Consider the following 22,244-nt stretch of genomic DNA (forward strand, 5'->3'; position numbering starts at 1 on the left):
ACGTACTTCATTCGTAGTGGTTGAGTGGTGGGCATGAGAGAGCTCACCTACTACATCGGCGTCACCCTCGACGGTTTCATCGCGGGACCCGACGACGAGGTCGACTTCTATCCCGTCACCCCCGCGTTCGCCGAGACGCTCGGCACCGAGCTCGCCGACCTGCAGCCGGCCTTCGTGCGTGCGGGGCGCGGGGGAGCGGACCAGCCCGTCACCCGCTTCGACACGGTCATGATGGGGCGCCGCACCTACGAGCCCGCGCTCGACCAGGGCGTGCTCGACCCGTACTCGCACCTGCGCACGATCGTCGTCAGCACGACCCTCGACGTTCCCGAGCATGAGAACGTCGAGATCGTGCGGACCGATCCTGTCCAGCGCGTGCGCGAGCTCAAGGCCGAGGACGGCCTCGGGATCTACCTCGCGGGCGGCGCGGGCCTCGCGGGCACGCTGCTCGACGAGATCGACCGGTTGATCGTCAAGAAGTACCCGGTGATCGCCGGCTCCGGCATCCCGATGGTCAGTCACGGCTTCCAGCCGACCGCGTTCGCGCTCGACCGCGCCCGCACCTACGACAACGGCTGCGTCGTGCTGGAGTGCACCCGGGCGCGGTGAACGGCGGCAGCGGGACTACTGAGAATCATCACCATTCCCGAGTACGCGGATCCGTCCCGAACGGACGGAAAGCGCCTCTAACCTGGTCGTATGCATGATCACGCGCCCGCCGCCGGCGGTATCCGCTCGGCCGGTCATCGTCGTCTCCTGGCGATCTCGCTGACCCTCACCGCGACCATCATGGTCGTGCAGGTGGTCGGCGCGATCCTCACGGGATCGCTGGCTCTGCTCGCCGACGCCGCGCATATGTTCACCGATGCCTCCGCGCTCGTGATCGCGCTGATCGCGGCCTCCGTGGCCGCCCGCCCCGCGGACGGCCGCCGCACGTTCGGCTATCAGCGGGCCGAGGTGTTCGGTGCGCTGATCAACGCGATCATCCTGATCCTGCTGTCGGGGTGGGTCGGCATCGAGGCCATCGGCCGCCTGCTGAACCCCGGCGAGGTCGAGGTCGCGGGCGGGCTCATGCTCGTCGTCGCCGCGGTCGGCCTCATCGCGAACGCGATCTCGATGTGGCTGCTGAGTCGCGCCCAGCGCACGAGCATCAACGTGCGCGGCGCGTACCTCGAGGTCATGGGCGACCTGATCGGCTCGGCGATGGTGATCGTCGCCGCGATCGTGATCGTCACGACAGGATGGATGCCGGCGGACGCGATCGCGTCCATGGCGATCGCGGTGCTCATCATCCCGCGCGCGATCGCGCTGCTGCGGGAGGTGTTCTCGGTGCTGTCCGAATCCGCGCCGAAGGGCACAGCCGTGGCCGACATCCGCCAGCATCTGCTCGACTACGAGGGCGTGGTGGGCGTGCACGACGTGCACGTGTGGCAGCTCACGCGCGGCGCCCCGGTCTTCAGTGCGCACGTGAGCGTCGAGCCGGCTCTGCTTGCGGACGGGCGCTCGGCGCGTCTCCTGAGCGAGATGCAGGAATGCCTGGCGGAGCACTTCGACGTCGAGCACTCGACGTTCCAGATCGAACCCGCCGAGCAGTCCGACTGCGAGCCGCACCACGCCTGATCCGGCCCGGCTGACCGCTCAGCTCTCCACGACGACTTCGTCGGGCGACTTGTCCGGACGCAGCCCCCGCCAGCGCGCGTGGCGCAGCACCCCGTCGGGCGTCCAGTTCGCGAACTCGACCTCGCCGACGAGCTCGGGCCGCACCCACAGCGCGTCCGAGGCGTCGGGGGCGGGCACGCCGCCGAGTGGAGCGTCGTCCACGCGCAGCGGTGCCAGGCGTGCGAGCAGGTCGCGCAGCATCCGATCCGTGAATCCGGTGCCGACACGTCCGACATAGCGCAGGCGCCCGGAATCCGGCACGGCGAGCAGGAGAGACCCGAACGTCCCCTCCCGATCGCCCTTGCCCGGACGGATGCCGACGATCACCGCCTCCTGCATGCGGGTGTGTTTGATCTTGAGCCACGAGGGCGAGCGCTGCCCCGCCCGATACGCCGACCGCGGGTCCTTCACGACCACGCCCTCGAGACCGAATTCCTCGCTCGCGGCGAGGGCGGCCTCCAGGTCGTCGAACACCGGCGGGACGCGCATCGGAGCATCCAGGTCGGACACCACGTCCTCCAGCAGCGTCCGCCGCTGCGACAGGGGCATCGACGACAGGTCATGACCGTCGAAGCGCAACAGGTCGAAGACGAGGTACACGATCGGGGTGCGCACGACCTCGCGCTCGATCTCGCGCGCGCGCGTCAGGTGCATGCGGTTCTGCAGCAGCGAGAAGCTCGGGCGACCCTGGGCGTCGAAGGCGACGATCTCGCCGTCGACGATCGCGTCGGAGGCCGGCAGGAACGGCGCGCCGTCGGCCGTGAGCTCCGGATAGCGCGCGGTGATGTCTATGCCGCTGCGGGCATGCAAGCGCAGCCGCCCCTCCGCCCAGGTGCCGACGGCGCGGATCCCGTCCCACTTGACCTCGACCCAGGGCGGCGTGCTGAGCCCACGCGCGATGGCGGGCGTGCCGTTCTCGGCGAGCATCGGCGAGAGGGATGCCGGGACCGCATCGGACGCGGACCCCGACGCCGCGGCGATCCGCGGACGATGCTCCTTGCGTGCCGGTCGCTCGGTGACGAGCTCGCGGTCATCGCGGGGCACCGGCGGGTTTTCAGGCCTCAACGCGGCGAGGGGATCGACACCCGCGGCCGCGCGTTCCAGGACCTGCTCGATGTCGAGCTGCGCGAGGTCGGGGTCGTCGAGCTCGTCCCAGGTGCGCGGCGCCGCGACCCAGGGCTGTGCGCGCCCGCGGAGCGAGTAGGGCGAGATCGTCGTCTTCTTGCCGTTGTTCTGGCTCCAGTCGAGGAACACCTTGCCGCCGCGCGCGGCCTTCGCCATCGTGCTCGTGGCGAGATCGGGATGCTCGGTCTCGATGATCCGCGCGACCTCCTTCACGACCCCGGAGATCTCGTCGCTGGTCTGCTGCCCCGGCAGCGCCGCATACAGGTGGATGCCCTTGCTGCCGCTCGTCACGGGCAGCGGGTCGAGCCCGATGCCGGTGAGGATGCCGCGGGCGATCCGCGCCACCTCGGCGCACTGCGCGAGGCCCACGCCGGGCCCCGGGTCGAGGTCGAGCACGAGGCGGTCGGGTCGCGCGGGGAGCCCTGCCGCATCGAAACGCCACTGCGGCACGTGCAGTTCGATCGCGGCGACCTGTGCGAGCCACACGAGCGTCGGCACGTCGGTGACGAGCGGGTACTCCTTCGGACCGTCGGAGTGCTGGATCGCCTGACGCGGGATCCAGCTCGGCGCTCCGGGCTCGAGCTGCTTCGTGAAGAACGAATCGGCGGGAGCATCCGTCGTCCCCACTCCCTCGACCCAACGCTTGCGGGTGACGGGGCGTCCGTCGAGCAGGGGGAGCAGCAGGGGAGCGATCGCCGTGTAGTACGCGAAGACCTCGCCCTTGGTGGTGCCCGTCTCGGGGTAGACGACCTTGTCGAGGTTCGTGACGCGCAGTCGGCGGCCGTCGATCTGCACGTTCTGCGCCTCGGCTGCCATAGGGACAGCGTAGTGAGGGCCCGCCTCGTCAAGGGACTGGCTGTGACGGGTGCGACTGGTGTTCACTTATGCCATGAGGACGATCTGGAAGGGCGCGCTGACCTTCGGTCTCGTGAACGTGCCGGTCAAGGTGTACTCCGCGACCGAGGACCACGACGTGCCGCTGCATCAGGTGCACGACAAGGACGGCGGGCGCATCCGCTACCAGCGCACGTGCGAGGTGTGCGGCGAGACCGTCGCGTACGCCGACATCGACCGCGCCTACGTCGACGAGGGGCAGACCGTCGTGCTCACAAAGGACGACCTCGCCGCCCTGCCGGCCGAGAAGAGCCGAGAGATCGACGTCGTCGAGTTCGTTCCCTCGGAGCAGGTCGACCTCCTCACCCTCGACAAGCCGTACTACCTCGAACCCGACTCTAAATCGCCCAAGGCGTACGTACTGCTGCGCAAGACCCTCGAGCAGACTGACCGCACCGCGATCGTGCGGTTCACGCTGCGGCAGAAGACCCGCCTCGCGGCGCTGCGCGTGCGCGGCAAGGTCCTCGTGCTGCAGACGCTGCTGTGGGCCGACGAGGTCCGTGAGGCCGAGTTCCCCTCGCTCGACGAGGACGTGCGCATCTCGAAGAAGGAGCTCGAGCTCTCGGCATCCCTCGTCGACAGCTACTCGGCGGACTTCGACCCCGAGTCGTTCGTCGACGAGTACCAGAAGGAGCTGCGCACCCTGATCGACGCCAAGATCGAGGCCGGCGACACGTTCGACGTGGCCGACACGTTCGGTGAGGAGGAGGGCGACGCCAAGAGCGGCGAGGTGATCGACCTCATGGAGGCGCTGCGCGCGAGCGTCGCGAAGTCCAAGGCCGCGCGGTCGGGCGGCTCGGATGCCGATGCGGACGATGACGCCGAGAAGGCGAAGCCGAAGAAGTCCGCGACGAAGAAGAAGGCCGGCTGACCGGCATCCGCTCTCGCGCGTCGGGTCAGTGCTTGCCGTCGCCGTCCAGGTCGGGTGCGCGGTCGAACACCTCGGGCTCGAGCGCGAGCTCCTCGGCCTCCGCAGCATCCGTTGCGCCTTCGCCTGCCGCGGCCTCCTTCTTGGCCTTGTGGCGCTCCGACAGGTAGTGCCAGAGCGTGACGAGCGCGGTGCCGCCCACGGCGGCGAGCAGGATGAGGTCGATGTAGCTCTCGACGAAGTGCGCGACCGGGGGGATGAACCCAATCAGGTAGCCGAACATCGTCAGGCCGAAGCCCCACAGCACCGCGCCGATCAGGTTGTACAGCGTGTAGCGGCGCCACGGCATGTGGCCGACTCCCGCCGCGACGGGCGCGAACGTGCGGACGATCGGGACGAAGCGGGCGAGGATGACGGTGATGCCGCCGAACCGCTCGAAGAACGCGTTCGTGCGTTCGACGTTCTTCTTGCTGAAGAGGCCGGACTCCTTGCGTTCGAAGACCGCCGGACCGCCCTTGTGGCCGATGACGTAGCCGACCTCACCGCCGACGAACGCCGCCAGGCCGATCAGCAGGGCGACGATCCAGACGTTGATGCCGAAGACGCCGTGCTCGGAGCCCGCGATCGGGTGCGACAGCAGACCCGCGATCACGAGCAGCGTGTCGCCGGGGAGCAGGAAGCCGACCAGCAGACCGGTCTCGGCGAAGACGATGAAGCACACCACGAGCAGAGCCCAGGGCCCGGCGGCACCGATGATCGTGGCGGGGTCGAGCCAGGGGAGGAGAGCGGCGTGATGCATGGATTTCCCGTCGTAGTGCTGAATGCGGCGGTGCTGACGTCGGCCGCGGAAGGATGCGACTGATCGGTGCGGAAGGTGGGACTTGAACCCACACGCCCTGAGGCACAGGAACCTAAATCCTGCGTGTCTGCCAATTTCACCACTCCCGCGCGGTGGGATAAGTCTACTGACCGGGGCATCGTGCGATGCTGGGGATCCGCCCGCAGTCGGATGAGGACAGTGTGGATAACTCGTCCGGGCAGGCCGGGATTCTTGCGAGGATGCCCGGGTGAATCAGCCCTCCCTCGTCATCGCCGAACGCGTCCGCCGTCGGCTGCGCGCCGAGGGGATCGAGCCCGCGGTGGATGCACAGGCCGCGCGGGCGGTCGCACAGGCCGAGGTCCGGCGGTTCAACGACGTCGCGCTGGCCCGCGGAGAGGCCCTGGCCGACGACGAAGCGCAGTGCGTCACCGACGTGCTCGCCTCGGTGCACGGGTTCGGGGCGCTGCAGCCCCTGCTCGACGATCCCGAGATCGAGGAGATCTGGCTCAACGGACCCGGCAGCGTGCACGTGGCGCGCGGTGGCGTCGCCGAGCGGATCGATCTGCGACTCACCGAGGTGCAACTGCGCGACCTCGTCGAGCGGATGCTGCAGTCCACCGGACGCCGGGTCGACATCGGTCAGCCCTTCGTCGACGCGTCGCTGCCCGACGGCTCGCGCCTGCACGTCGCGATCGCCGACGTCGTGCGCGGAGGGTGGGCCGTCAACATCCGCAAGTTCCTCACGCGGCACCGGGGTCTCGACGCGCTGGTGGCGCAGGGAAGCCTTCCCGCCGCGCTCGCCGCGGACTTGACGGCCGCGGTGCGGGCGGGGCGCAGCCTGATCGTGTCGGGTGCGACGCACGCGGGGAAGACCACGATGCTCGCTGCCCTGCTCGAGAGCGCCGCCGAGCGGCAGCGGATCGTCACGGTCGAGGAGACGTTCGAACTGGCGCTGCAGGGTCCGGACGTCGTCGCCCTGCAGGGGCGCCAGGCGAGCCTCGAGGGGGCGGGTGAGATCACGCTCCGTCGGCTCGTGAAGGAGGCGCTGCGCATGCGACCCGACCGGCTCGTGGTCGGAGAGGTCCGGGATGCCGAGGCGCTCGACCTCGTGCTCGCCCTCAACACCGGAGTGCCCGGAGCTGCCACCGTGCACGCGAACTCGGCTGAGGAGGCGCTCGAGAAGCTCGCGCTGCTCCCGCTGCTCGCGGGCCGCAACATCGACCGTGGTTTCATCGCGCCGGCGCTCGCCGGATCGATCGACCTCGTGGTGCACTGCGAGCGGTCGGCCGACGGCGTGCGGCGGGTGCGGGAGGTCGTCGCACCCACCGGTGCGATCGTCGCGGGGCGGATCGAGGCGCGGACGGTGTTCCGACGCGACGGCGGTCTCGTATGACGGCGCTCCTCGGCGCGACGCTCGCCGCCGGCATCCTGCTCGTGATCTCGCCGTGGCTGTGGCCGGGAGGGAATGGCGCGGACCGTGTGGTGCGGAGGGGGATCCTCACCCGGATGCTGGAGGAGGCCGGGTTCGCCGCGATCGCTCCCCGCATCCTGATCGTCGTGATGATCGGCCTGGCGCTCGCCGCGGCCTCCGTCGTGTGGCTGCTCGTAGGCATCCCGGTGCTCGCTGCGCTGGCCGGCGGCGCGGCGGCCGTCGCGCCCCTGCTGTTCCTCCGCGCCCGGCGGCTGCGCCTGCGCAAGGTACGTCGTCAGCTCTGGCCGGACGTGTGCGACCTGTTGATCGCCTCGATCCGGGTGGGGCTGTCGCTCCCCGACGCCGTTGCCTCGCTCGCAGACTCCGCTCCGCTCATGATGCGGCCCGCGTTCGAGGTGTTCGCGCGCGACCTGCACGCCACGGGACGCTTCGAGAGCAGCCTCGACCGGCTCAAGGCGACCCTGGCCGACCCGATCGCGGATCGGATGATCGAGACGCTGCGCATGGCCCGGCAGGTGGGAGGCACCGAACTCGGGGCGGTGCTGCGCGCGCTGTCGTCGTCGGTGCGGGCGGATGCCGCGCTGCGCGGCGAGGTCGAGGCGCGTCAGTCATGGATCCGCGGTGCCGCCGTGCTCGGAGCGGTGGCGCCCTGGGTCGTCCTGGGGCTGCTGGTGATGCGGCCGGAGGGTGCGGCGGCGTACGGCACGCCGGAGGGCGTCGCGGTGATCTGCATCGGCGCGGCTGTCTCAGTGGTCGCGTACCGGATCATGATCAGGATCGGGCGGCTGCCGGAACCCGAGCGGTGGTTCGGATGAGCGTGTTCTCGACGATGGCCGTGGCGGTGCTCGGCGGGGGAGCGCTCGCCGCCGGAGCGCTGCTGATGCTCGCCGCGCTTCCGCGCTGGTCCGCCACTCCGCTCGCGATGCGCATCGCGCCGTACGTGCGCGACGTCGTCGCCGAGGAGGCCCTTCCGCCCGCTGCGCTGCCCAGGGTCGGAGCGCTTCCGGCGACCTCGCGCTCTCTGCGAGGTCACGCCCTTGCCGTGGTCGAGCGTGTGCTGGGGGATGGCGCATCGCTGCAGAAGCGGCTCGCGCAGGCGGGAGCAGCACTGAATGCCGCGGGGTTCCGCAGTCGACAGCTCGGCTGGACCGTGGCCGGCATCGCCGCCGGCGCGCTGGCGCTCATCGTGATCGTGCTCGCCGGGCGGATGTCGCTCCCCGCGCTGCTGCTGCCGATCCTCGCCGGCGCCGGCGCGGCGATCGGGTACGACATGCAACTGTCGGCTCGGGTCACGGCGCGACGTCGGAGACTCACCGACGAACTGCCCACGACACTGGAGTTCCTCTCGCTGTGCCTCGCCGCCGGAGAAGGACTCCTCGATTCGCTGCGCCGGGTCGCGCAGGTCGGCACCGGGGAGCTCACGACCGAGCTTCGCGGAGTGGTGCTGGCGGTCGGCACGGGATCGCCGCTCGGGGAGGCTCTGCGCGAGATGTCGGTGCGGCTCGAGCTGCCGGGACTCACCCGCGCGGTCGATCAGGTGATCGCGGCGCTCGAGCACGGTGCACCGCTCGCGGGGGTGCTTCAGGCACAGGCGGGGGATGCGCGGGAGGACGCGAAGCGGGTGCTGATCGAGCAGGCGGGGCGCAAGGAGATCTTCATGCTCCTGCCGCTGGTGTTCCTGATCCTGCCGCTGTCGGTGCTGTTCGCGATCTATCCGGGACTGTTCATCCTGCGACTCGGCATCGGCTGAGTGCACCCAACGAGAGGACGACATGAACACACTGCGACGCTGGCGGCACGCGGCCGCCGAGAACCTGCGGGACCTCCGTGACGACGAGACGGGCGATGTACCCGGCTGGGTGCTGGTCACGTTGATGACGGCAGGGCTGGTCGTGCTGATCTGGGCCGTGGCGGGCCCCGCACTGAGCGACCTGTTCGAACAGGCGATCCAGCGCGTCTCCGGCCTCTGAGCGCGCTATGTCCATGTCGCTGCATGATGACGAGCGCGGGTCGAGCCCGGTCGAGTTCGTGCTCGTCGGCACCATGCTCACGGTGCTCACGCTGGCGGTGCTGCAGCTCGCGCTCGTCGTGTATGTGCGGAACGTCGTGCACGACGCCGCGGTCGAAGGCGCGTATTACGCGGCTCTGGCAGATACGGTTTCCGAGGAGGGTGCCGCGCGTGCGCGCGAGGTGGTCACGCGTGCCGTGGGCGCAGCCTATGCGGAGGACGTCACAGTGGGTCCGGCGCGGCAGGCGGGGGAGGACACGGTCGTGGTGCGGATCCGCACCACGCTGCCGCTCCTCGGTCTGATCGGGATTCCCGCCGCGCTGCAGGTGGAGGCGCATGCCCCGGTGGAGACGTTCGATGTCGAGTGAGCAGGCTGTCTCGGTGGATGAGAGGTCGGCGGAGGTGGGATCGGCGGCGCTGGAGTTCATCGCGGTCGGGGTGCTCCTGCTCGTGCCGCTGGTGTATCTGATCGTCGCGCTCGGCACGATCCAGGAGCAGGCGCTCGGCGTGGAGGCCGCCGCCCGGCATCTGGCTCGCACGCTGTCGCTGGCTCCGGATGCCGAGGCGGGAGCGGCACGCGCTCAGCGGGTGCTCGACGGTGTGACCGCCGAGTACGGCATCGACCCGGCGGCACTGGACGTCGACATGACGTGCGCGCCGATCGCGACACCTTGTCCTGCGGCGGGGACCACCGTGACAGTGACGGTGCGCACCCGCGTGCAGCTTCCGCTCGTGCCGGCCGTGCTCGGTCTCGATCGTGCTGCCGCCGTGCCCGTCGAGGGCATCGCCGTGCAGAAGGTGTCGCGCCTGTGGGGTGCGTCGTGAAGGCTCTCGCGGGGGATGCGGATGATTGCGACGAGGAGGGGAGCGTGCTGCTGCTCGCGCTCGGCTACGCGGTGCTCGCGATCTCCCTGATCCTGGTGTGCGTATGCGCGACGGACCTGTACATCGCGCAGAAGCGCCTCGACGCGCTCGCCGACTCCGCCGCGCTCGCCGGAGCGGACGGCTTCATCGTCGAGGTCGAGGGGGATGCCGTGCGCGCCGAACTCACGAACGCTGCCGTGCAGGGGCAGGCGGTCGCCCTCCTGCGGGAGCGGCCCGGTGACGCGACGCTCGTTTCGGCATCCGCCCCCGACGGTCTCTCCGCCCGCGTCACGATCACGACCGACTGGCACCCGCCGGTCGTGTCGCTGTTCGTGCCGGAGGGCGTGCGCCTGGAGGCGACCGCGACGAGCCGGACCGCGTTGCGTTAGGACCGCGCGGGCGAACATGCCTGCTTGCGTCGACGGCCGGAGAGGTGCTCCTCGATTCGCTGGGTCGGGTCTCGCAGGTCGGCGGGGGGACAGCGCACGAGCAAGCTCCGCAGTGTGGTGCTGGCGGTCGGCACCGAATCCTGTCTGGGAAATGCCCTCCGGGAGATGCCGGTGCGGCTCGAGCTGTCGGACTCACTCGCGCGCTCGATGAGGTGATCGCGGCGCTCGAGCACAGTGGACCGCTCGCGGGGCAGTTCAGGCGCAGCCGGGGATGCGTGGGAGGTCGCCATGCGGGTGCTGATCGAGAAGCCGGGACACATGGAGGCGCTCATGCTCCTGCCCCGAAACGATCGCTCGACGAACGATAAGCCGAAGTGATCGGTTGAACGAACCATCAGTCCGCCTCGTCGCCGTTCGCTTCCATGAACGGGGCGAGTTGAGCGGGGGATGGACGTGCAGCCGGAATTCCAGATGGATAAGCCGAGGCAACTGGAGCTTCTCGTGCTCGCTCGCGAAGGTTGGTCATCGACCTGATGTAGTCGTCGAGTTCCTCTATGAAATGCGGGTCCAATCTGCTGCGGACGGCGGGGTCGAGATCTCTAGATGAGAATGACTCGCGCAAAGCCTTTGCGGCAGCGTCCCCGATAGTTGAACCGATTCCGTCTGGTTCCCACACGCAGGCAGTCGCGTGCTCATCTTGAGGGTACCAAGTGAACATCGGGCCGAAGGTGGCATGGCAGAGTTGCTCGAAGGCTCCAAGCACCTCGTCCATGTCGGGCGCGAAGAACTCCCAGTATGCGGGCTGAGTAGCCCGCGTGCTGCCAGGCGGGATGTTCCCTTTGGAGCTTTGCGCGCCGTGGAGCACGACGCGGATGTCGTCGCCGGTGCTAAGCGTTCCCCAATCAAAGACTGGCCACATCTGTGGGTGCATGAAAACTGTGCGGAAATCTCGCGAAGCGCGAAGCGTCTCGAGCGGAGACGATAACCACCCCTCCGCACCTACAGACTCCCACCACGTCAGGAACTTATCGTTTGAGTTGATGGGCGGCTCTGACTGGGCGAGGTGAACTCTGATGCGTCCGTGAACTGAAGCCAACGCAGACAACGTTGCGTAAACCTGTTCGAAGAAGCCTTGGGTCAGCTCGTACGCGACATCCTGTTCGTCGGGCGTTGGCTGCTTCCCTAGGCCCATTGGCGAATTGGCGGCCGCGCGGATGAAAGAGGCGTACGCGTTACGCTTCCTCAGTAAGCGACGCAGTTGCTCGCGAAGATGCTGCACTGCGAGACGCTGGGCCGGATTGAGCCTCACGTGGTCCGCATTGTGGGTCGCATAGTTCAGGCGGTGCGCCATCGCGCTTGGGTTGCCGTCCATAGGATCATCCTCGCAGTACCCACGGACACGATGACGTTGCGACAGCATGGGCAGCTACGCCTCAGTAGATGGGTGTTCCCTGTCTGCGACGAGCATGCGAGCGAGAATTTGCGAAGCACAAAGCACAAAGCACTCTGTCGCGACGCGCCAGCGATTGCCCCATCGACCGTCAATGAGATTCGTCTCGGCGGCATCGCGGCCATCCGTTGTCCTCGTTACTTCTCGAGTGGACGCTGCACGCGTCTCGAGATCAGGTGCGAAGCAACGTGGCATGTAACGGCGGTGGCAGACGATGACGCCATCCTCTCGAGCCAAGGTCAACGCTTTGTGTCTCACCTCGGCCCCAGCGCCGCGTGTGCGTGGCCGCGGCAGGTGCACCTGCCAGGATTAATGTGCGCTGGCACCGGGGGTGCTCTGCGGCCATGATTGTCTCGTGAGCAAGAGTGATGAGCCAAACAAGCTGTTCAAACGAATCGGAATCCTGATGCAGGAGGCGTTCGACTTTATCGGCGAGTCGGCGGACCATCATCACAACAAACTCAAGGTGTTAGCCGTCCCTCGTCTGGATCCAGACCGGCGACGAGCCGTATATTTCGTTCGCGCGCGCGGTCAGCTTGTTCCCGCGGAACTCGAGTACAAGCTGAGCAGCATCCTCTTTCAAGCGCGTGCCACTCTCGATAGAGCCATCTTCGCTGCTTCGCACGCGGATCCGAGCGAGACGTGGACCGAGAGCGAAAACACGCAAACTGCGTTCCCAATCGCGGCAACAGAAGCACACTGGGATTCTCTAACCCGGCGTAAGCACTTGGTCGCGTTGGGAGAACGAAGAGTTGCAAATTTGCGGGACATTCAGCCGTTCACCACCGGCGCTTCGCTTCCCGGGCTGTTGAATGACCTTCACCGGTTCGACAAGCACCGCGATCCCTTGACCCTATTTCTCATTGCTGATCCGCAGTTTCCCATGCTTTTCAACCACGTGATCGATCATCCGGCTGGCCCCGGAGAGTGGTGGATCGATTTTGTCCAGCCGAATCCGCCATTGGCTGTTGGGCTTGAACTGGTCGAGCGTCGCACCACCCGCCCGATGGTCAGCGCCGGACCTGAGGATATCCCTGTTGCCCTTGCCGCGCGTATCGGCGAAGATCTGGTAGACGTGCAAGATCTTCTTTGGGATGCGATGGAGTACGTCAGCAGGGCTGTCGAGATCCTTGAGGGGCAAAAACCCACGGCGGCGGATGCCTTTGCCGCGTACATCTCCGCCGAGCGCAGGCAGCTAGCCGCATTCCAGCGCGGGATGCTTGACGATGACTGGACTGAGTGGCTGTACCTCTCGGGGTCGGATGGGAATCAGGGAGCGAGCTTCCGCTCTACCGCTGACGGGACGCACTGACAGTGCATCTGGAGTTCGAACGGGACCTCTGCGTTCAATGTCACTTCGCGGCGGCAATGGCGATCGCCTTCGTGCTGGCGGTCATCGTATTCGACTCGCTCATACGGGCGAAGGGGTTGTCATCGTCGTCTTTGATCCTGTGGTTGTCCGCGATCCTGCTGCTGCCGTTCGCCGGACCGCGCTGCGGTAGGGCAGCCTCAGCCTCGGAACGCCGACCGGATCCGCACCCAGAGCGGGTCGGCTTCGGAGAGCGCCGACACGAGCCGCAGCACGCCGCCGAACTGCACGGACCCCGAGACCAGGGCGAGCACGCCGATCGCTCCGAAGGCTGCGGTCACCGACGTCCATTCCGTCACGAGATCGCGGATCAGCAGGGAGACGCCGGCGATGCCGAGCAGCAGCGCGAGCGTGGCCGTCGTGATCCGCGCGAAGACCCGCGGTTCGAAGTTCACCGTCCGCGCCTGCAGCCACCCAGCGGCTCGGCGCTGGCGACCGCCGTGCGTGTACGGCAGCCGCATCCACCACGACGCCGCGCGCAGCATCCGTCGTCCCGATCGCCACAGGACGACGAGCACCGCGACACCGGCGGACGCGACAGCAGCGGCGACGACGATGACCACCACGTCCAACACGGCCGGCACCCCGCCCAGCATGGCGATCGTGCCGACCATCCCCACGGCCACGAGCAGGCCGAGCGCCGTGAGGAAGAACGTCAGGAGTCCCAGCCCCCAGCGCGACCAGCGCTCGTAGTCCGCGCGGAGCGCTGACGCCGCGCGGTCCGCATCGACGGGGTGGGCGTCCTGCGAGCCGGCCGTGTCGAGCAGAGGGCGGGAGGCGGGCAGCACGAATGCGAAGGCCATGCGACCAGGCTAGGGGGCCGCCGCGACCTCCGTCGTCAGCGCGCCAATCGCGAGAGAACCTGCGCGACCCGGTTATGGAACTGCGGAGGCACCTCGTCTGGCAACGCGTCGAGCGGCCACCAGCGGACGTCTTCGGATTCGTCGCTCACGACCAGCGCGGTGTCGCCGTCGAGGGTCAGCGCGACACCGATGTCGAGGTGCGAGGCGCAGCGGCCGAAGGCCGCGGACAGCGCGTGGTGGTCGAGGTCGTACGCGTACTGCTCATCGAGCGCCGCCGGTGCGACACCCGTCTCCTCGGCGAGCTCCCGCAACGCGGCATCCGCGATCGACCGATCACCGGGCTCGAGGTGACCACCCGGCTGCACCCAGAATCGGCCCTTGCCGTGGAACACCAGCAGGATGCGCGTGAGCGACGGATCGAACACGAAGGCGGATGCCGTGGCATGGTGCGGGCCGTCGTCGCGGGCGACCGGACCGTCATCGTCGGCGAAGAACGAGGCGAAGTCCGCCTGGACGGCGCGATCGTGATCGGACTCCGCCGGGAACCCCGCGACGAGCCTGCGCACGTCCGCGCCGAGCACGCTCATTCGGCATTCTCCGCCGGTCCGCCATCCTCCACAGGCCCCGGATTCTTTGCACGCGGCACGAACCGCGGGATCCAGCGCAGGAACCCGCCGGCCCCGACGAGGCCGATCACGCCGATCACCGCCGCAGCGACCGGCAGCGACGCCACCGCCGTGATGCCCGACACGAGCAGCGGCGCCACCGCGCCACCGGCATCCGTCAGCGTCCGCCACGATCCCAGGAACGCCGCCGGTTCCCGTTTCGGCGCGACATCGGCACCCAGGGTCAGCAGGATGCCGCTGGACAGGCCGTTCCCCACCCCGAGCACGGCCGCGAACATACCGAACCACAGCACCGCGGCATCCCCATCGTGCGTGAACGACAGCGCGAGGAACCCCGCGCCCATCAGCACCATGGCGGGCATCGCCGCCCACAGCCGCCCGAAGCGGTCCATGACCTGGCCGCTCGCGTAGAACAGGGCGAAGTCGATTGCGCCCGAGATGCCGACGACGAGCGCGATGGTCGAGGCGTCGAGTCCGAGCGAGAGCCCCCACAGCGGCAGCACCACCTGGCGCGCCGAGCGGACAGCTGAGAGGGATGCCGCGGCGAGGCCGAGACGCCCGAGCACGGAGCGCTGCTGCCACATTGTGCGGAAGATGCCGGTGGGCGGCGCTGTGGCGATCGCCCCGCTCACGGCCTCGCCGGTGTCCTCCGCCAGGGGAGCGGTGCGCACGGACGTCGTGGGCGGGATCGTCTTCTCCGGGTCGGGGCCGAACAGCACCAGCACGACCATCACGATCAGGCATGCGAGGAAGAACCAGATCGCCGCGGCCTCGGTTCCGAACAGCTGCAGCAGTCCCGCCGCGACGAAGGGGCCGATGAAGATGCCGAGCCGGAAGCTTCCTCCCAGCAGCGACAGCGCCCGCGCACGGAACGCGATCGGCACGCGCGTCGTCATGAACGCGTGTCGTGCGAGCCCGAACGCGGCGGCGCAGAAACCCAGCAGGAACACGGATGCCGCCAGGATCGCGGGCGACGGCGCGAACACCATGCCGACACCGGCCCCGATCGCGACGACCCCCGCGATGACCATCGTGAACCGCTCGCCGATGCGCGCGACGGCCCACCCCGCGGGAAGGTTGCCGCACAGCTGGCCGACCACGAGCGCCGAGGCGACCAGAGCCGCGAACGCGACATCGGCGCCCATCGACGCGGCGATCACCGGGATCAGCGGGATGACCGCACCCTCGCCGAGCGAGAACAGCACGGTCGGCAGGTACACCATGGGCCCGAAACGTCTCAGAACCGTGGATGCGCCGCTCACTCCCTTCACGCTACTCCCGTTCGCGGCGCGTCCCCGCCCGGGCAGGCGGCACGTTAGGCTGGGTGAGCCATGCTCGAACTCGATCTCTCCGCCGACATCCAGGCCCTCCGCGTCACCTACGGTGACATCCGCGAGGTCGTCGATGTCGATGCGCTCCGCTCCGACATCGCCCGACTCAGCGAAGAAGCCGGCGCGCCGGATCTCTGGGACGACACCGAGCGGGCCCAGAAGGTGACCAGCGCCCTCAGCCACGCCCAGTCGGCCCTCGCCCGCGTCGAAGGCATCGGCCGTCGGCTCGACGACCTCGAGGTGCTCGTCGAACTCGCGAACGAGATGGGCGACGAGGACTCCGCGATCGAGGCCCGCAACGAGCTCGCCGCGCTCACCGAGGTGATCAACCAGCTCGAGGTGCAGACGCTGCTCGACGGCGAGTACGACGAACGCGCCGCGATCATCACGATCCGCTCCGGCGCCGGCGGCGATGACGCCACCGACTTCGCCGAGATGCTCATGCGCATGTACCTGCGCTACGCCGAGCAGCACAAGTACCCGGTCAAGGTCATGGACACGTCCTACGCGGAAGGCGCGGGCATCAAGTCGACGACCTTCGAGATCGACGCCCCCTACGCTTTCGGCACCCTGTCGGTCGAGGCCGGCACGCACCGCCTCGCGCGCATCAGTCCTTTCGGCTCCGCCGACAAGCGCCAGACCTCGTTCGCTGCCGTCGAGGTCATCCCGCTCATGGAGGAGGCGACCGAGGTCGACATCCCCGAGGGCGACATCCGCGTCGACGTGTTCCGCTCCTCCGGCCCCGGCGGGCAGTCCGTCAACACGACCGACTCCGCCGTGCGCATCACGCACCTCCCGACCGGCATCGTCGTCTCGATGCAGAACGAGAAGTCGCAGATCCAGAACCGCGCCGCCGCCATGCGCGTGCTGCAGACCCGCCTCCTGCTGCTGCAGAAGGAAGAGGAAGCGGCGAAGAAGAAGGAGCTCGCGGGAAACATCACCGCGAGCTGGGGCGACCAGATGCGGTCGTACTTCCTCTACGGGCAGCAGCTCGTCAAGGACCTGCGCACCGGCCACGAGTCGGGAAACCCGGCCGCGGTGTTCGACGGCGACCTCGACGGGTTCATCTCCGCGGGCATCCGCTGGCGCAAGCGCAAGGACGAGGACTGATCCTCCGGGCGGTCCTCAGCGAGCTGCGCCCTGCACGGTGCCCGTGACGTCCTCGTAGCTGTAGACGATGCACACGACCTCACGGTCACCCATCCGCCACGTGCGCTGCGTCGGCACCGACCAGTAGAAGTCGAGGACCGAGTCGGCGTACGCGTAACCGACGAAGGCTTCGAACTCGGCGATGCAGCGCTCGTCGGCGATCCGGCTGACCTCCTCGTCGCCCGGGAAGTCGCCGTCGTCGATGTCGAACGTGAAGTACACCTCGTCGGTGTGCGGCTGGTCGCAGGAGACGACGGGCACGTAGTAGACGTCCTCTTCCCAGTCGACGTAGGGGATGCACTGGCCGACCTCGAGGTCGGCCCAGCCGACCTGCTCCGCGTCGTCGGGGACCGTGGGGCCGTCGCTCGGCGCTGTCGTCGGAGGAGCGATCGGCGTGCCGCCGGTCTCGGGCGAGGTGCCGGCGGAACCGAACGAGATGAGCACGACCGCGACGGCGAGGAACGACCCGAGCACGCTCACGCCCATGCCGGCGATACCCGGCCACTTGGGTGCGCGGAAGAACAGCGACACGATGCCGAGCACGAAGGCGAGACCGAGAATCGCCCAACCCACGACCGCGATCGCGGGCACACACGACAGGACGGCCCCGAGGACGGCGAGCCCGAGGGCGACCACCCCGAGGATCGGGAACCGGCGTGGCGGAGCCGCTGCGGCGGGTGCACCCCAGGCGGGCTGTGCGGCGCCGGGGTAGATGTTCGGTGCGCCCCAGCCAGGCTGGGAGACGGAGCCGGGGTATCCCGGGGCGGCGCTGACCGGCACTGTGGGCTGCTCCGCCGAAGCCGCGCCCGGCAGGGCCCACGGTGGAGTGAAGGCGGCGGTCGCCGCGGCGTCGTGCGGAGGAGCAGGAGCGCCGACGGCAGGAGCGCCGACGGTGGGCATGCTGTCCACGGGCGTGCCGTCGGTCGCCGGGCCGCTGGTCGGTGTGCTGTCGACCGCCGCGTCGTCGAGCGGCACGGTCGCCGCAGCATCTGCGGGCGCTCCCTCCGCCGATGCCTCGGTGGAATCGTCGTTCTCCGCGCTCGCGGGGTGCTGTGCGGCGACCGCGGCTGCATCAGCCTCGGCGGCGGGCGTCGTGGGCGTGGCAGGCGTCGTCGGTGTCGCGGGCGCGGCGAGCGTGTGCTGCGTCCACGCGGAGCCGTCCCACCAGCGTCGCCGCCCGGAGCCGTCGGCGTACCATCCGGCAGGGATTGTCATGCCGTCGTCCTCGTCCTTCGTGCTCAACCGGCGGTCGCGGTGACCGAGATGCGGGCGACTTCCTGCAGCAGCTCGTCCGTCACGATGACGGTGTACGAGCCGCTCTGGGCGACGTCGAAGGTCACCTTGCCGTTGACCGACTGTCCGGCAGCGAGCTCCTCGCTGCCGATCTGGCCGTCGGCGAAGAAGTCGTACGTTCCCTCGACGCCCTCGGCGGTCTCGATGCCGAAGTAGATCGGGTTGACGTAGCTGGTGCCGGAGACCCCGGACCACGTGATATCGAGGATCACGAAGCCGCCGTTGGTCGCGGGGATGCTCGAGCCGTCGGACGTCGCCCATGTGGCGGAGTTCACAGTGACCTCACCCGATCCGGACAGCTGGGTCACGGTGATGGCTTCGCCCATCGTGCCCTCGACGACCTCGGGCGTTCCGAAACCGCCGTCGGAGTCGCCGTCGGTGCCGGTGTCGCTGTCGCTGGACGGAGGCGAGGTCGGGAAGTCACGGGTGACCTCGGACGCGACCGTCGCCACGAAGAACACGATGGCCACGACGACGCCGATGATCGTGCCGACGACCGACAGGATGAGCCCCGTGATGCCGGGCCACTTCCGGCCCTTCAGGAAGAGCGAGATGAGCGAGGCGATGAAGCCGACCCCGAGCAGCACGAAGCCGATGATGTTGAGGAACGGGATGAAGGCCAGGATCGTGCCCAGCACGGCGAGGCCGAGACCGACCAGTCCGAGCACCGAGGGGCGCGCGGGGGCGGCGGGAGCCCCACCGTAACCTCCGGGATAGCCGCCGATCGGGTATCCCGGGCCGCCGGGCGCAGAGCCGGCACCGGAGTAGGCCTGAGCCGCACCGGGATAGGTCGGCGGCTGTGGGGCGGGCGCAGCGGCGGGGTACGCGACGCCGGCTCCCGGGTAGGTCGGCGCCGGATTGCCGTACGGAGGCACGGCGGGATCGAGTGGCGCGGAGGGCCCGGCGGCGCCGGGGGCCGTGAACGGCGTGCCCCATGACGGGGCCTCGGGGGTCGCCGGTGCCGACCAGGACGGTGCCGCCTCGGGGGCCGTGACCGGTTCGCTCCCAGACGTGGGGACCGCGGTGTCGGGCGCGGGACTCTCGGGCTCGGCGCCGTCGGCCGGAGCCGCGGGCGCAGCCGCAACGGGCTCAGCGGCAGTGGGTGCAGTCGCAACGGGCTCGGCGGCGACAGGCTCCGCGGCGATGGGTTCAGCGCCGATGCCGACCGCATCCGCGGTCGGGGTGTTCACACCCGAACCGGCATCCGCTGACCCGGCATCCGCCGATCCGGCACCTGCGGGGGCGGTCTCCGTGGACGGAGCCTCGGACCACGACGTCTCGACGGCGGCGACCGATCCGAGCGTCGACTCCGTCTCCGTGGCGGCGGGCGTGGTGTCGGCGGCGGTCACGTCCGCCGGGGCGACCGGGGCGAAGTGCTCGGTCCACTGGGTGCCGTCCCACCAGCGCTGCCGGCCGGATCCGTCGTCGTACCAGCCTGCGGGCGTCGTCATGATGGTCCCCTCGGAAGTCTTCGTCCGCGCTGACCGCGGATCGACACCTCCATGTATAGCAGTGCCCTCGGACGCAGAGGTGGTCTGCGGGGTGTCGCTCGCGGGCACACCATCCGGCGCGCTTAGGCTCGAAGCGCCATGATTCGGTTCGAGAACGTCACGAAACGCTACCGCGGGACCACCAGACCCGCCCTGTCCGGCGTCGACTTCGAAGTCCAGCGCGGGGAGTTCGTCTTCCTCGTCGGCGCCTCGGGGTCGGGCAAATCGTCGTGTCTGCGACTCATCCTGCGCGAGGACGTCCCCACGACGGGTCGTATCGCCGTGCTCGGCCGCGACCTGCGGTCGCTGGCGAACCGCAAGGTCCCCTACTTCCGGCGGCACATCGGCTCGGTGTTCCAGGACTTCCGCCTGCTGCCCTCGAAGACCGTGTATCAGAACGTCGCGTTCACCCTGCAGGTGACCGGATCGTCACGCGGGTTCATCCAGCAGGCGGTGCCGGAGGCGCTCGCGCTCGTCGGCCTCGACGGCAAGCAGAAGCGGATGCCGCACGAGCTGTCCGGTGGGGAGCAGCAGCGTGTGGCGATCGCGCGCGCGCTCGTGAACCGACCTCAGGTCCTGCTGGCCGACGAGCCGACCGGAAACCTCGACCCCGCGACCTCCGTCGACATCATGCAGCTGCTCGCACGGATCAACGCCGGCGGCACGACCGTGCTCATGGCCACGCACGAGGCGGCGTTCGTCGACCAGATGCAGCGCCGCGTGATCGAGCTCCGCGACGGCGAGATGGTGCGCGACGAGGTCCACGGTGGCTACGGCGACACGTCGAACATCCCGCGCCTCGTACCGGAGGAGGTCCGTGGCGCCGCCGCCGCGGCCGCACTCACCGCGGTGCAGGAGGTGCAGCGCCAGACCGCCGATCTCTCGGTCGTGCGCGCAGCGCTCGCGGAGGAGCTGAGTGCGCAGCGTAGAGCGGCATCGACCGCCCCTGACGCCGTGCCCACGGCATCCGAGATCCCCGAGGCCCAGGCGGTGCCCATCGAACCGCAGACCGACGTGCAACCCGAGACGACGCCTGAGGCGAAGCCGGCGGCGGTCGGACCGCGCACGCATCCGATCGTCCTGCCGCAGGTCGACGTGGCTGAGGTGGGGGTCGCAGACCGACTGGGCCTGTCCGACGACGGCGCCGAGGAGGTGGGCCCGACCTCATGAGAATCGGACTCATCCTGGCGGAAGCCCTCGGCGGCCTCCGTCGCAACATCTCGATGGTCATCTCCGTCGTACTCGTGACATTCGTGTCGCTCACATTCGTCGGGGCCGCGATCCTCATGCAGTCGCAGATCGGCACCATGCGCGGGTACTGGACCGAGCGGGCCCAGGTGGCCGTGTACATGTGCTCGACGATCTCCGAGTCGCCGACCTGCGTCGACGGCGGCGCCACTGAGGATCAGGTGAACGCCGTGCGCGACCAGCTCGACGGCGAGGCCCTCTCACCGCTCATCAGCGAGGTGACCTTCGATACCAAGGAGGACACCTACGCCAAGCTCGTCGCGCAGCTCGGCGAGGAGCAGGCGAGCGTGATCACCCCGGACCAGGCGTTCGAGGTCTTCTTCGTCACGATGAAGGACCCGGGGCAGTCGCAGGTGATCTCCGAGGCGTTCAACGGCGTCGCCGGGGTCGAACAGGTGCAGGATCAGCTGCAGTACCTGGAACCCCTGTTCTCGGCGCTCACGGTCGCGACGTACATCGCGGTGGGCATCGCCGTGCTGATGCTCATCGCCGCGATCCTGCTGATCGGCACGACGATCCGATTGTCGGCGTATGCGCGTCGCAAGGAGATCGGCATCATGCGACTGGTCGGGGCGTCGAACCGCTTCATCCAGACCCCGTTCGTGCTGGAGGGCGTGTTCGCGGCGTTCCTCGGGTCCGTCCTCGCGAGCGCCGCGGTCGTCGCCGGGGTGCACTTCGGCGTCAACGGCTATCTCCGCGGACGCGTGCCGTTCATCACGACCTGGATCACGATGCAGGATGCCGCGCTCGTCGTTCCCGTCCTGATCGGCATCGGCGTGGTGCTGGCCGCGCTCTCGGCCGGGTTCGCGATCCGCCGGTGGCTTCGCACCTGACCCGCTCCGCGGTATAGACTGGCAGGCTGCCGTGCGCCCGCCACCGGGCACCGCACGATGCCACGGCACGGATCAGGAGAGAATCATGCCCAGGGAACGCGGGGAGAAGGTCATCGCGACCAATCGTCGCGCACGTCACGACTACAACATCGAGAAGTCGTACGAGGCGGGGATGGTGCTCACCGGCACCGAGGTGAAGTCGCTGCGTCAGGGACGCGCCAACCTCAGCGACGGCTACGCGTTCGTCAAGGGCAACGAGGTGTTCCTGGATGCCGTGCACATCCCCGAGTACTCCCAGGGGCACTGGACGAACCACTCGGCCAAGCGCATCCGCAAGCTGCTGCTGCACCGCGAGGAGATCGCCAAGCTCGCTCACGCCGTCTCGGCAGGCGGGTACACCCTGATCCCGCTCAAGCTGTACTTCTCGGACGGCCGCGCGAAGGTCGAGATCGCCTTGGCGAAGGGCAAGCGCGAGTACGACAAGCGCCAGACCCTGCGCGAGCGTCAGGACACCCGCGAGGCCGAGCGCGCCATGCGCCTGCGCAACCGCGTCGGCGAGTGACCGTCGCCCTCTGATCCGCCTCCCGTGGCGG

At 69.0% G+C, this 22,244-nt stretch carries 23 protein-coding genes and 1 tRNA gene; 15 read left to right on the plus strand and 9 right to left on the minus strand.

From position 1 onward, the window contains the following. Nucleotides 1-33: 33 nt before the first annotated feature. Nucleotides 34-609, plus strand: coding sequence for a dihydrofolate reductase family protein (locus AKH00_RS11505; protein ID WP_050722815.1), 576 nt, complete (start codon nucleotides 34-36; stop codon nucleotides 607-609). Nucleotides 610-699: 90 nt separating this feature from the next. Further along, nucleotides 700-1,620 (plus strand): cation diffusion facilitator family transporter, encoded by a 921-nt coding sequence (locus AKH00_RS11510; protein ID WP_050722816.1) that lies wholly within the window; start codon nucleotides 700-702, stop codon nucleotides 1,618-1,620. 18 nt (nucleotides 1,621-1,638) lie between these two features. On the opposite strand, the gene ligD is transcribed toward AKH00_RS11510, so the two are convergent. Next, complete coding sequence (gene ligD / locus AKH00_RS11515; protein WP_050722817.1) at nucleotides 1,639-3,600, minus strand: non-homologous end-joining DNA ligase; 1,962 nt, start codon at nucleotides 3,598-3,600, stop codon at nucleotides 1,639-1,641. Between the two features lie 73 nt (nucleotides 3,601-3,673). Here ligD and ku point away from each other — a divergent pair, with 73 nt between their 5' ends. Continuing rightward, nucleotides 3,674-4,549, plus strand: coding sequence for a non-homologous end joining protein Ku (ku, locus tag AKH00_RS11520; protein WP_050722818.1), 876 nt, complete (start codon nucleotides 3,674-3,676; stop codon nucleotides 4,547-4,549). 25 nt (nucleotides 4,550-4,574) lie between these two features. Here the strand turns inward: ku and AKH00_RS11525 are convergent, their stop codons facing one another. Further along, nucleotides 4,575-5,345 (minus strand): DedA family protein, encoded by a 771-nt coding sequence (locus tag AKH00_RS11525; RefSeq protein ID WP_050722819.1) that lies wholly within the window; start codon nucleotides 5,343-5,345, stop codon nucleotides 4,575-4,577. A gap of 67 nt (nucleotides 5,346-5,412) precedes the next feature. Next, nucleotides 5,413-5,494, minus strand: a tRNA-Leu gene (locus AKH00_RS11530). 119 nt (nucleotides 5,495-5,613) lie between these two features. On the opposite strand from AKH00_RS11530, the gene AKH00_RS11535 reads away from it, so the two are divergent. From AKH00_RS11535 to AKH00_RS11565, 7 genes are read left to right on the plus strand one after another with little or no spacing between them, the layout of a single operon-like run. Then, nucleotides 5,614-6,759 carry a CpaF family protein gene (locus AKH00_RS11535; protein WP_235556753.1) on the plus strand — a complete coding sequence of 382 codons (1,146 nt, stop codon included), beginning with the start codon at nucleotides 5,614-5,616 and terminating at the stop codon, nucleotides 6,757-6,759. After that, the gene (locus tag AKH00_RS11540) at nucleotides 6,756-7,613 is read left to right on the plus strand and encodes a type II secretion system F family protein (RefSeq protein ID WP_050722820.1); all 858 of its coding nucleotides are present in this window, start codon (nucleotides 6,756-6,758) and stop codon (nucleotides 7,611-7,613) included. The genes AKH00_RS11535 and AKH00_RS11540 overlap by 4 nt, the downstream gene beginning before the upstream one ends. Further along, nucleotides 7,610-8,548: a type II secretion system F family protein gene (locus AKH00_RS11545; RefSeq protein WP_050722821.1), complete on the plus strand. Its 939-nt coding sequence runs from the start codon at nucleotides 7,610-7,612 to the stop codon at nucleotides 8,546-8,548. The genes AKH00_RS11540 and AKH00_RS11545 overlap by 4 nt, the downstream gene beginning before the upstream one ends. A 22-nt stretch (nucleotides 8,549-8,570) precedes the next feature. Beyond that, a complete protein-coding gene (locus tag AKH00_RS11550; RefSeq protein WP_050722822.1) occupies nucleotides 8,571-8,768 on the plus strand; it encodes a hypothetical protein in 198 nt (65 codons plus the stop codon). Between the two features lie 13 nt (nucleotides 8,769-8,781). Beyond that, nucleotides 8,782-9,174, plus strand: a complete 393-nt coding sequence (locus tag AKH00_RS11555) for a TadE/TadG family type IV pilus assembly protein (protein ID WP_050722961.1) — start codon at nucleotides 8,782-8,784, stop codon at nucleotides 9,172-9,174. Next, the gene (locus tag AKH00_RS11560) at nucleotides 9,164-9,631 is read left to right on the plus strand and encodes a TadE family protein (RefSeq protein ID WP_152926160.1); all 468 of its coding nucleotides are present in this window, start codon (nucleotides 9,164-9,166) and stop codon (nucleotides 9,629-9,631) included. Before AKH00_RS11555 ends, AKH00_RS11560 begins: the two co-directional genes overlap by 11 nt. Then, complete coding sequence (locus tag AKH00_RS11565; RefSeq protein WP_050722962.1) at nucleotides 9,628-10,059, plus strand: hypothetical protein; 432 nt, start codon at nucleotides 9,628-9,630, stop codon at nucleotides 10,057-10,059. Before AKH00_RS11560 ends, AKH00_RS11565 begins: the two co-directional genes overlap by 4 nt. A gap of 394 nt (nucleotides 10,060-10,453) precedes the next feature. Here AKH00_RS11565 and AKH00_RS17850 read toward each other — a convergent pair whose 3' ends face one another. Further along, on the minus strand, nucleotides 10,454-11,431 hold the full coding sequence (locus tag AKH00_RS17850) for a hypothetical protein (RefSeq protein ID WP_152926161.1): 978 nt from the start codon (nucleotides 11,429-11,431) through the stop codon (nucleotides 10,454-10,456). 433 nt (nucleotides 11,432-11,864) lie between these two features. Here AKH00_RS17850 and AKH00_RS17855 point away from each other — a divergent pair, with 433 nt between their 5' ends. Continuing rightward, a complete protein-coding gene (locus AKH00_RS17855; protein WP_152926162.1) occupies nucleotides 11,865-12,821 on the plus strand; it encodes a hypothetical protein in 957 nt (318 codons plus the stop codon). A 197-nt stretch (nucleotides 12,822-13,018) separates the two neighbouring features. Here the strand turns inward: AKH00_RS17855 and AKH00_RS11575 are convergent, their stop codons facing one another. The 3 genes from AKH00_RS11575 to AKH00_RS11585 are packed head-to-tail and all read right to left on the minus strand — an operon-like array spanning nucleotide 13,019 to nucleotide 15,530. Then, a complete protein-coding gene (locus AKH00_RS11575) occupies nucleotides 13,019-13,681 on the minus strand; it encodes a hypothetical protein (RefSeq protein WP_050722825.1) in 663 nt (220 codons plus the stop codon). A 35-nt stretch (nucleotides 13,682-13,716) separates the two neighbouring features. Next, a complete protein-coding gene (locus AKH00_RS11580) occupies nucleotides 13,717-14,268 on the minus strand; it encodes an NUDIX hydrolase (protein ID WP_082297561.1) in 552 nt (183 codons plus the stop codon). Further along, nucleotides 14,265-15,530 carry an MFS transporter gene (locus AKH00_RS11585; RefSeq protein WP_050722826.1) on the minus strand — a complete coding sequence of 422 codons (1,266 nt, stop codon included), beginning with the start codon at nucleotides 15,528-15,530 and terminating at the stop codon, nucleotides 14,265-14,267. Before AKH00_RS11585 ends, AKH00_RS11580 begins: the two co-directional genes overlap by 4 nt. Nucleotides 15,531-15,638: 108 nt before the next feature. On the opposite strand from AKH00_RS11585, the gene prfB reads away from it, so the two are divergent. Beyond that, nucleotides 15,639-16,748, plus strand: coding sequence for a peptide chain release factor 2 (gene prfB / locus AKH00_RS11590; protein WP_050722827.1), 1,110 nt, complete (start codon nucleotides 15,639-15,641; stop codon nucleotides 16,746-16,748). A 15-nt stretch (nucleotides 16,749-16,763) separates the two neighbouring features. On the opposite strand, the gene AKH00_RS18395 is transcribed toward prfB, so the two are convergent. After that, a complete protein-coding gene (locus AKH00_RS18395) occupies nucleotides 16,764-18,002 on the minus strand; it encodes a septum formation family protein (protein WP_152926163.1) in 1,239 nt (412 codons plus the stop codon). Between the two features lie 23 nt (nucleotides 18,003-18,025). Continuing rightward, nucleotides 18,026-19,531, minus strand: a complete 1,506-nt coding sequence (locus AKH00_RS18155; protein ID WP_050722829.1) for a DUF2510 domain-containing protein — start codon at nucleotides 19,529-19,531, stop codon at nucleotides 18,026-18,028. Between the two features lie 138 nt (nucleotides 19,532-19,669). Between AKH00_RS18155 and ftsE the strand changes: the two genes are divergently transcribed. The 3 genes from ftsE (at nucleotide 19,670) to smpB (ending at nucleotide 22,213) form a co-directional block, all read left to right on the plus strand. Continuing rightward, the gene (gene ftsE, locus AKH00_RS11605; protein WP_050722830.1) at nucleotides 19,670-20,740 is read left to right on the plus strand and encodes a cell division ATP-binding protein FtsE; all 1,071 of its coding nucleotides are present in this window, start codon (nucleotides 19,670-19,672) and stop codon (nucleotides 20,738-20,740) included. Continuing rightward, nucleotides 20,737-21,651, plus strand: a complete 915-nt coding sequence (gene ftsX / locus AKH00_RS11610; protein ID WP_050722831.1) for a permease-like cell division protein FtsX — start codon at nucleotides 20,737-20,739, stop codon at nucleotides 21,649-21,651. The genes ftsE and ftsX overlap by 4 nt, the downstream gene beginning before the upstream one ends. A gap of 85 nt (nucleotides 21,652-21,736) precedes the next feature. Then, nucleotides 21,737-22,213 carry an SsrA-binding protein SmpB gene (gene smpB / locus AKH00_RS11615; protein WP_050722832.1) on the plus strand — a complete coding sequence of 159 codons (477 nt, stop codon included), beginning with the start codon at nucleotides 21,737-21,739 and terminating at the stop codon, nucleotides 22,211-22,213. Nucleotides 22,214-22,244 lie beyond the last annotated feature (31 nt).

Origin of the sequence: Microbacterium sp. GCS4, from assembly GCF_001262495.1 — a bacterium.
Lineage (GTDB): Bacteria > Actinomycetota > Actinomycetes > Actinomycetales > Microbacteriaceae > Microbacterium.

Excerpts from the sequence above, each read along its gene's own strand:
- AKH00_RS11505 (WP_050722815.1), top strand. The coding sequence starts at position 34 with ATGAGAGAGCTCACCTACTACATCGGCGTCACCCTCGACGGTTTCATC.
- AKH00_RS11510 (WP_050722816.1), top strand. The coding sequence starts at position 700 with ATGCATGATCACGCGCCCGCCGCCGGCGGTATCCGCTCGGCCGGTCAT.
- ligD (WP_050722817.1), bottom strand. The coding sequence starts at position 3,600 with ATGGCAGCCGAGGCGCAGAACGTGCAGATCGACGGCCGCCGACTGCGC.
- ku (WP_050722818.1), top strand. The coding sequence starts at position 3,674 with ATGAGGACGATCTGGAAGGGCGCGCTGACCTTCGGTCTCGTGAACGTG.
- AKH00_RS11525 (WP_050722819.1), bottom strand. The coding sequence starts at position 5,345 with ATGCATCACGCCGCTCTCCTCCCCTGGCTCGACCCCGCCACGATCATC.
- AKH00_RS11540 (WP_050722820.1), top strand. The coding sequence starts at position 6,756 with ATGACGGCGCTCCTCGGCGCGACGCTCGCCGCCGGCATCCTGCTCGTG.
- AKH00_RS11545 (WP_050722821.1), top strand. The coding sequence starts at position 7,610 with ATGAGCGTGTTCTCGACGATGGCCGTGGCGGTGCTCGGCGGGGGAGCG.
- AKH00_RS11550 (WP_050722822.1), top strand. The coding sequence starts at position 8,571 with ATGAACACACTGCGACGCTGGCGGCACGCGGCCGCCGAGAACCTGCGG.
- AKH00_RS11555 (WP_050722961.1), top strand. The coding sequence starts at position 8,782 with ATGTCGCTGCATGATGACGAGCGCGGGTCGAGCCCGGTCGAGTTCGTG.
- AKH00_RS11560 (WP_152926160.1), top strand. The coding sequence starts at position 9,164 with ATGTCGAGTGAGCAGGCTGTCTCGGTGGATGAGAGGTCGGCGGAGGTG.
- AKH00_RS17850 (WP_152926161.1), bottom strand. The coding sequence starts at position 11,431 with ATGGACGGCAACCCAAGCGCGATGGCGCACCGCCTGAACTATGCGACC.
- AKH00_RS11575 (WP_050722825.1), bottom strand. The coding sequence starts at position 13,681 with ATGGCCTTCGCATTCGTGCTGCCCGCCTCCCGCCCTCTGCTCGACACG.
- AKH00_RS11580 (WP_082297561.1), bottom strand. The coding sequence starts at position 14,268 with ATGAGCGTGCTCGGCGCGGACGTGCGCAGGCTCGTCGCGGGGTTCCCG.
- AKH00_RS11585 (WP_050722826.1), bottom strand. The coding sequence starts at position 15,530 with ATGGTGTACCTGCCGACCGTGCTGTTCTCGCTCGGCGAGGGTGCGGTC.
- prfB (WP_050722827.1), top strand. The coding sequence starts at position 15,639 with ATGCTCGAACTCGATCTCTCCGCCGACATCCAGGCCCTCCGCGTCACC.
- AKH00_RS18395 (WP_152926163.1), bottom strand. The coding sequence starts at position 18,002 with ATGACAATCCCTGCCGGATGGTACGCCGACGGCTCCGGGCGGCGACGC.
- AKH00_RS18155 (WP_050722829.1), bottom strand. The coding sequence starts at position 19,531 with ATGACGACGCCCGCAGGCTGGTACGACGACGGATCCGGCCGGCAGCGC.
- ftsE (WP_050722830.1), top strand. The coding sequence starts at position 19,670 with ATGATTCGGTTCGAGAACGTCACGAAACGCTACCGCGGGACCACCAGA.
- ftsX (WP_050722831.1), top strand. The coding sequence starts at position 20,737 with ATGAGAATCGGACTCATCCTGGCGGAAGCCCTCGGCGGCCTCCGTCGC.
- smpB (WP_050722832.1), top strand. The coding sequence starts at position 21,737 with ATGCCCAGGGAACGCGGGGAGAAGGTCATCGCGACCAATCGTCGCGCA.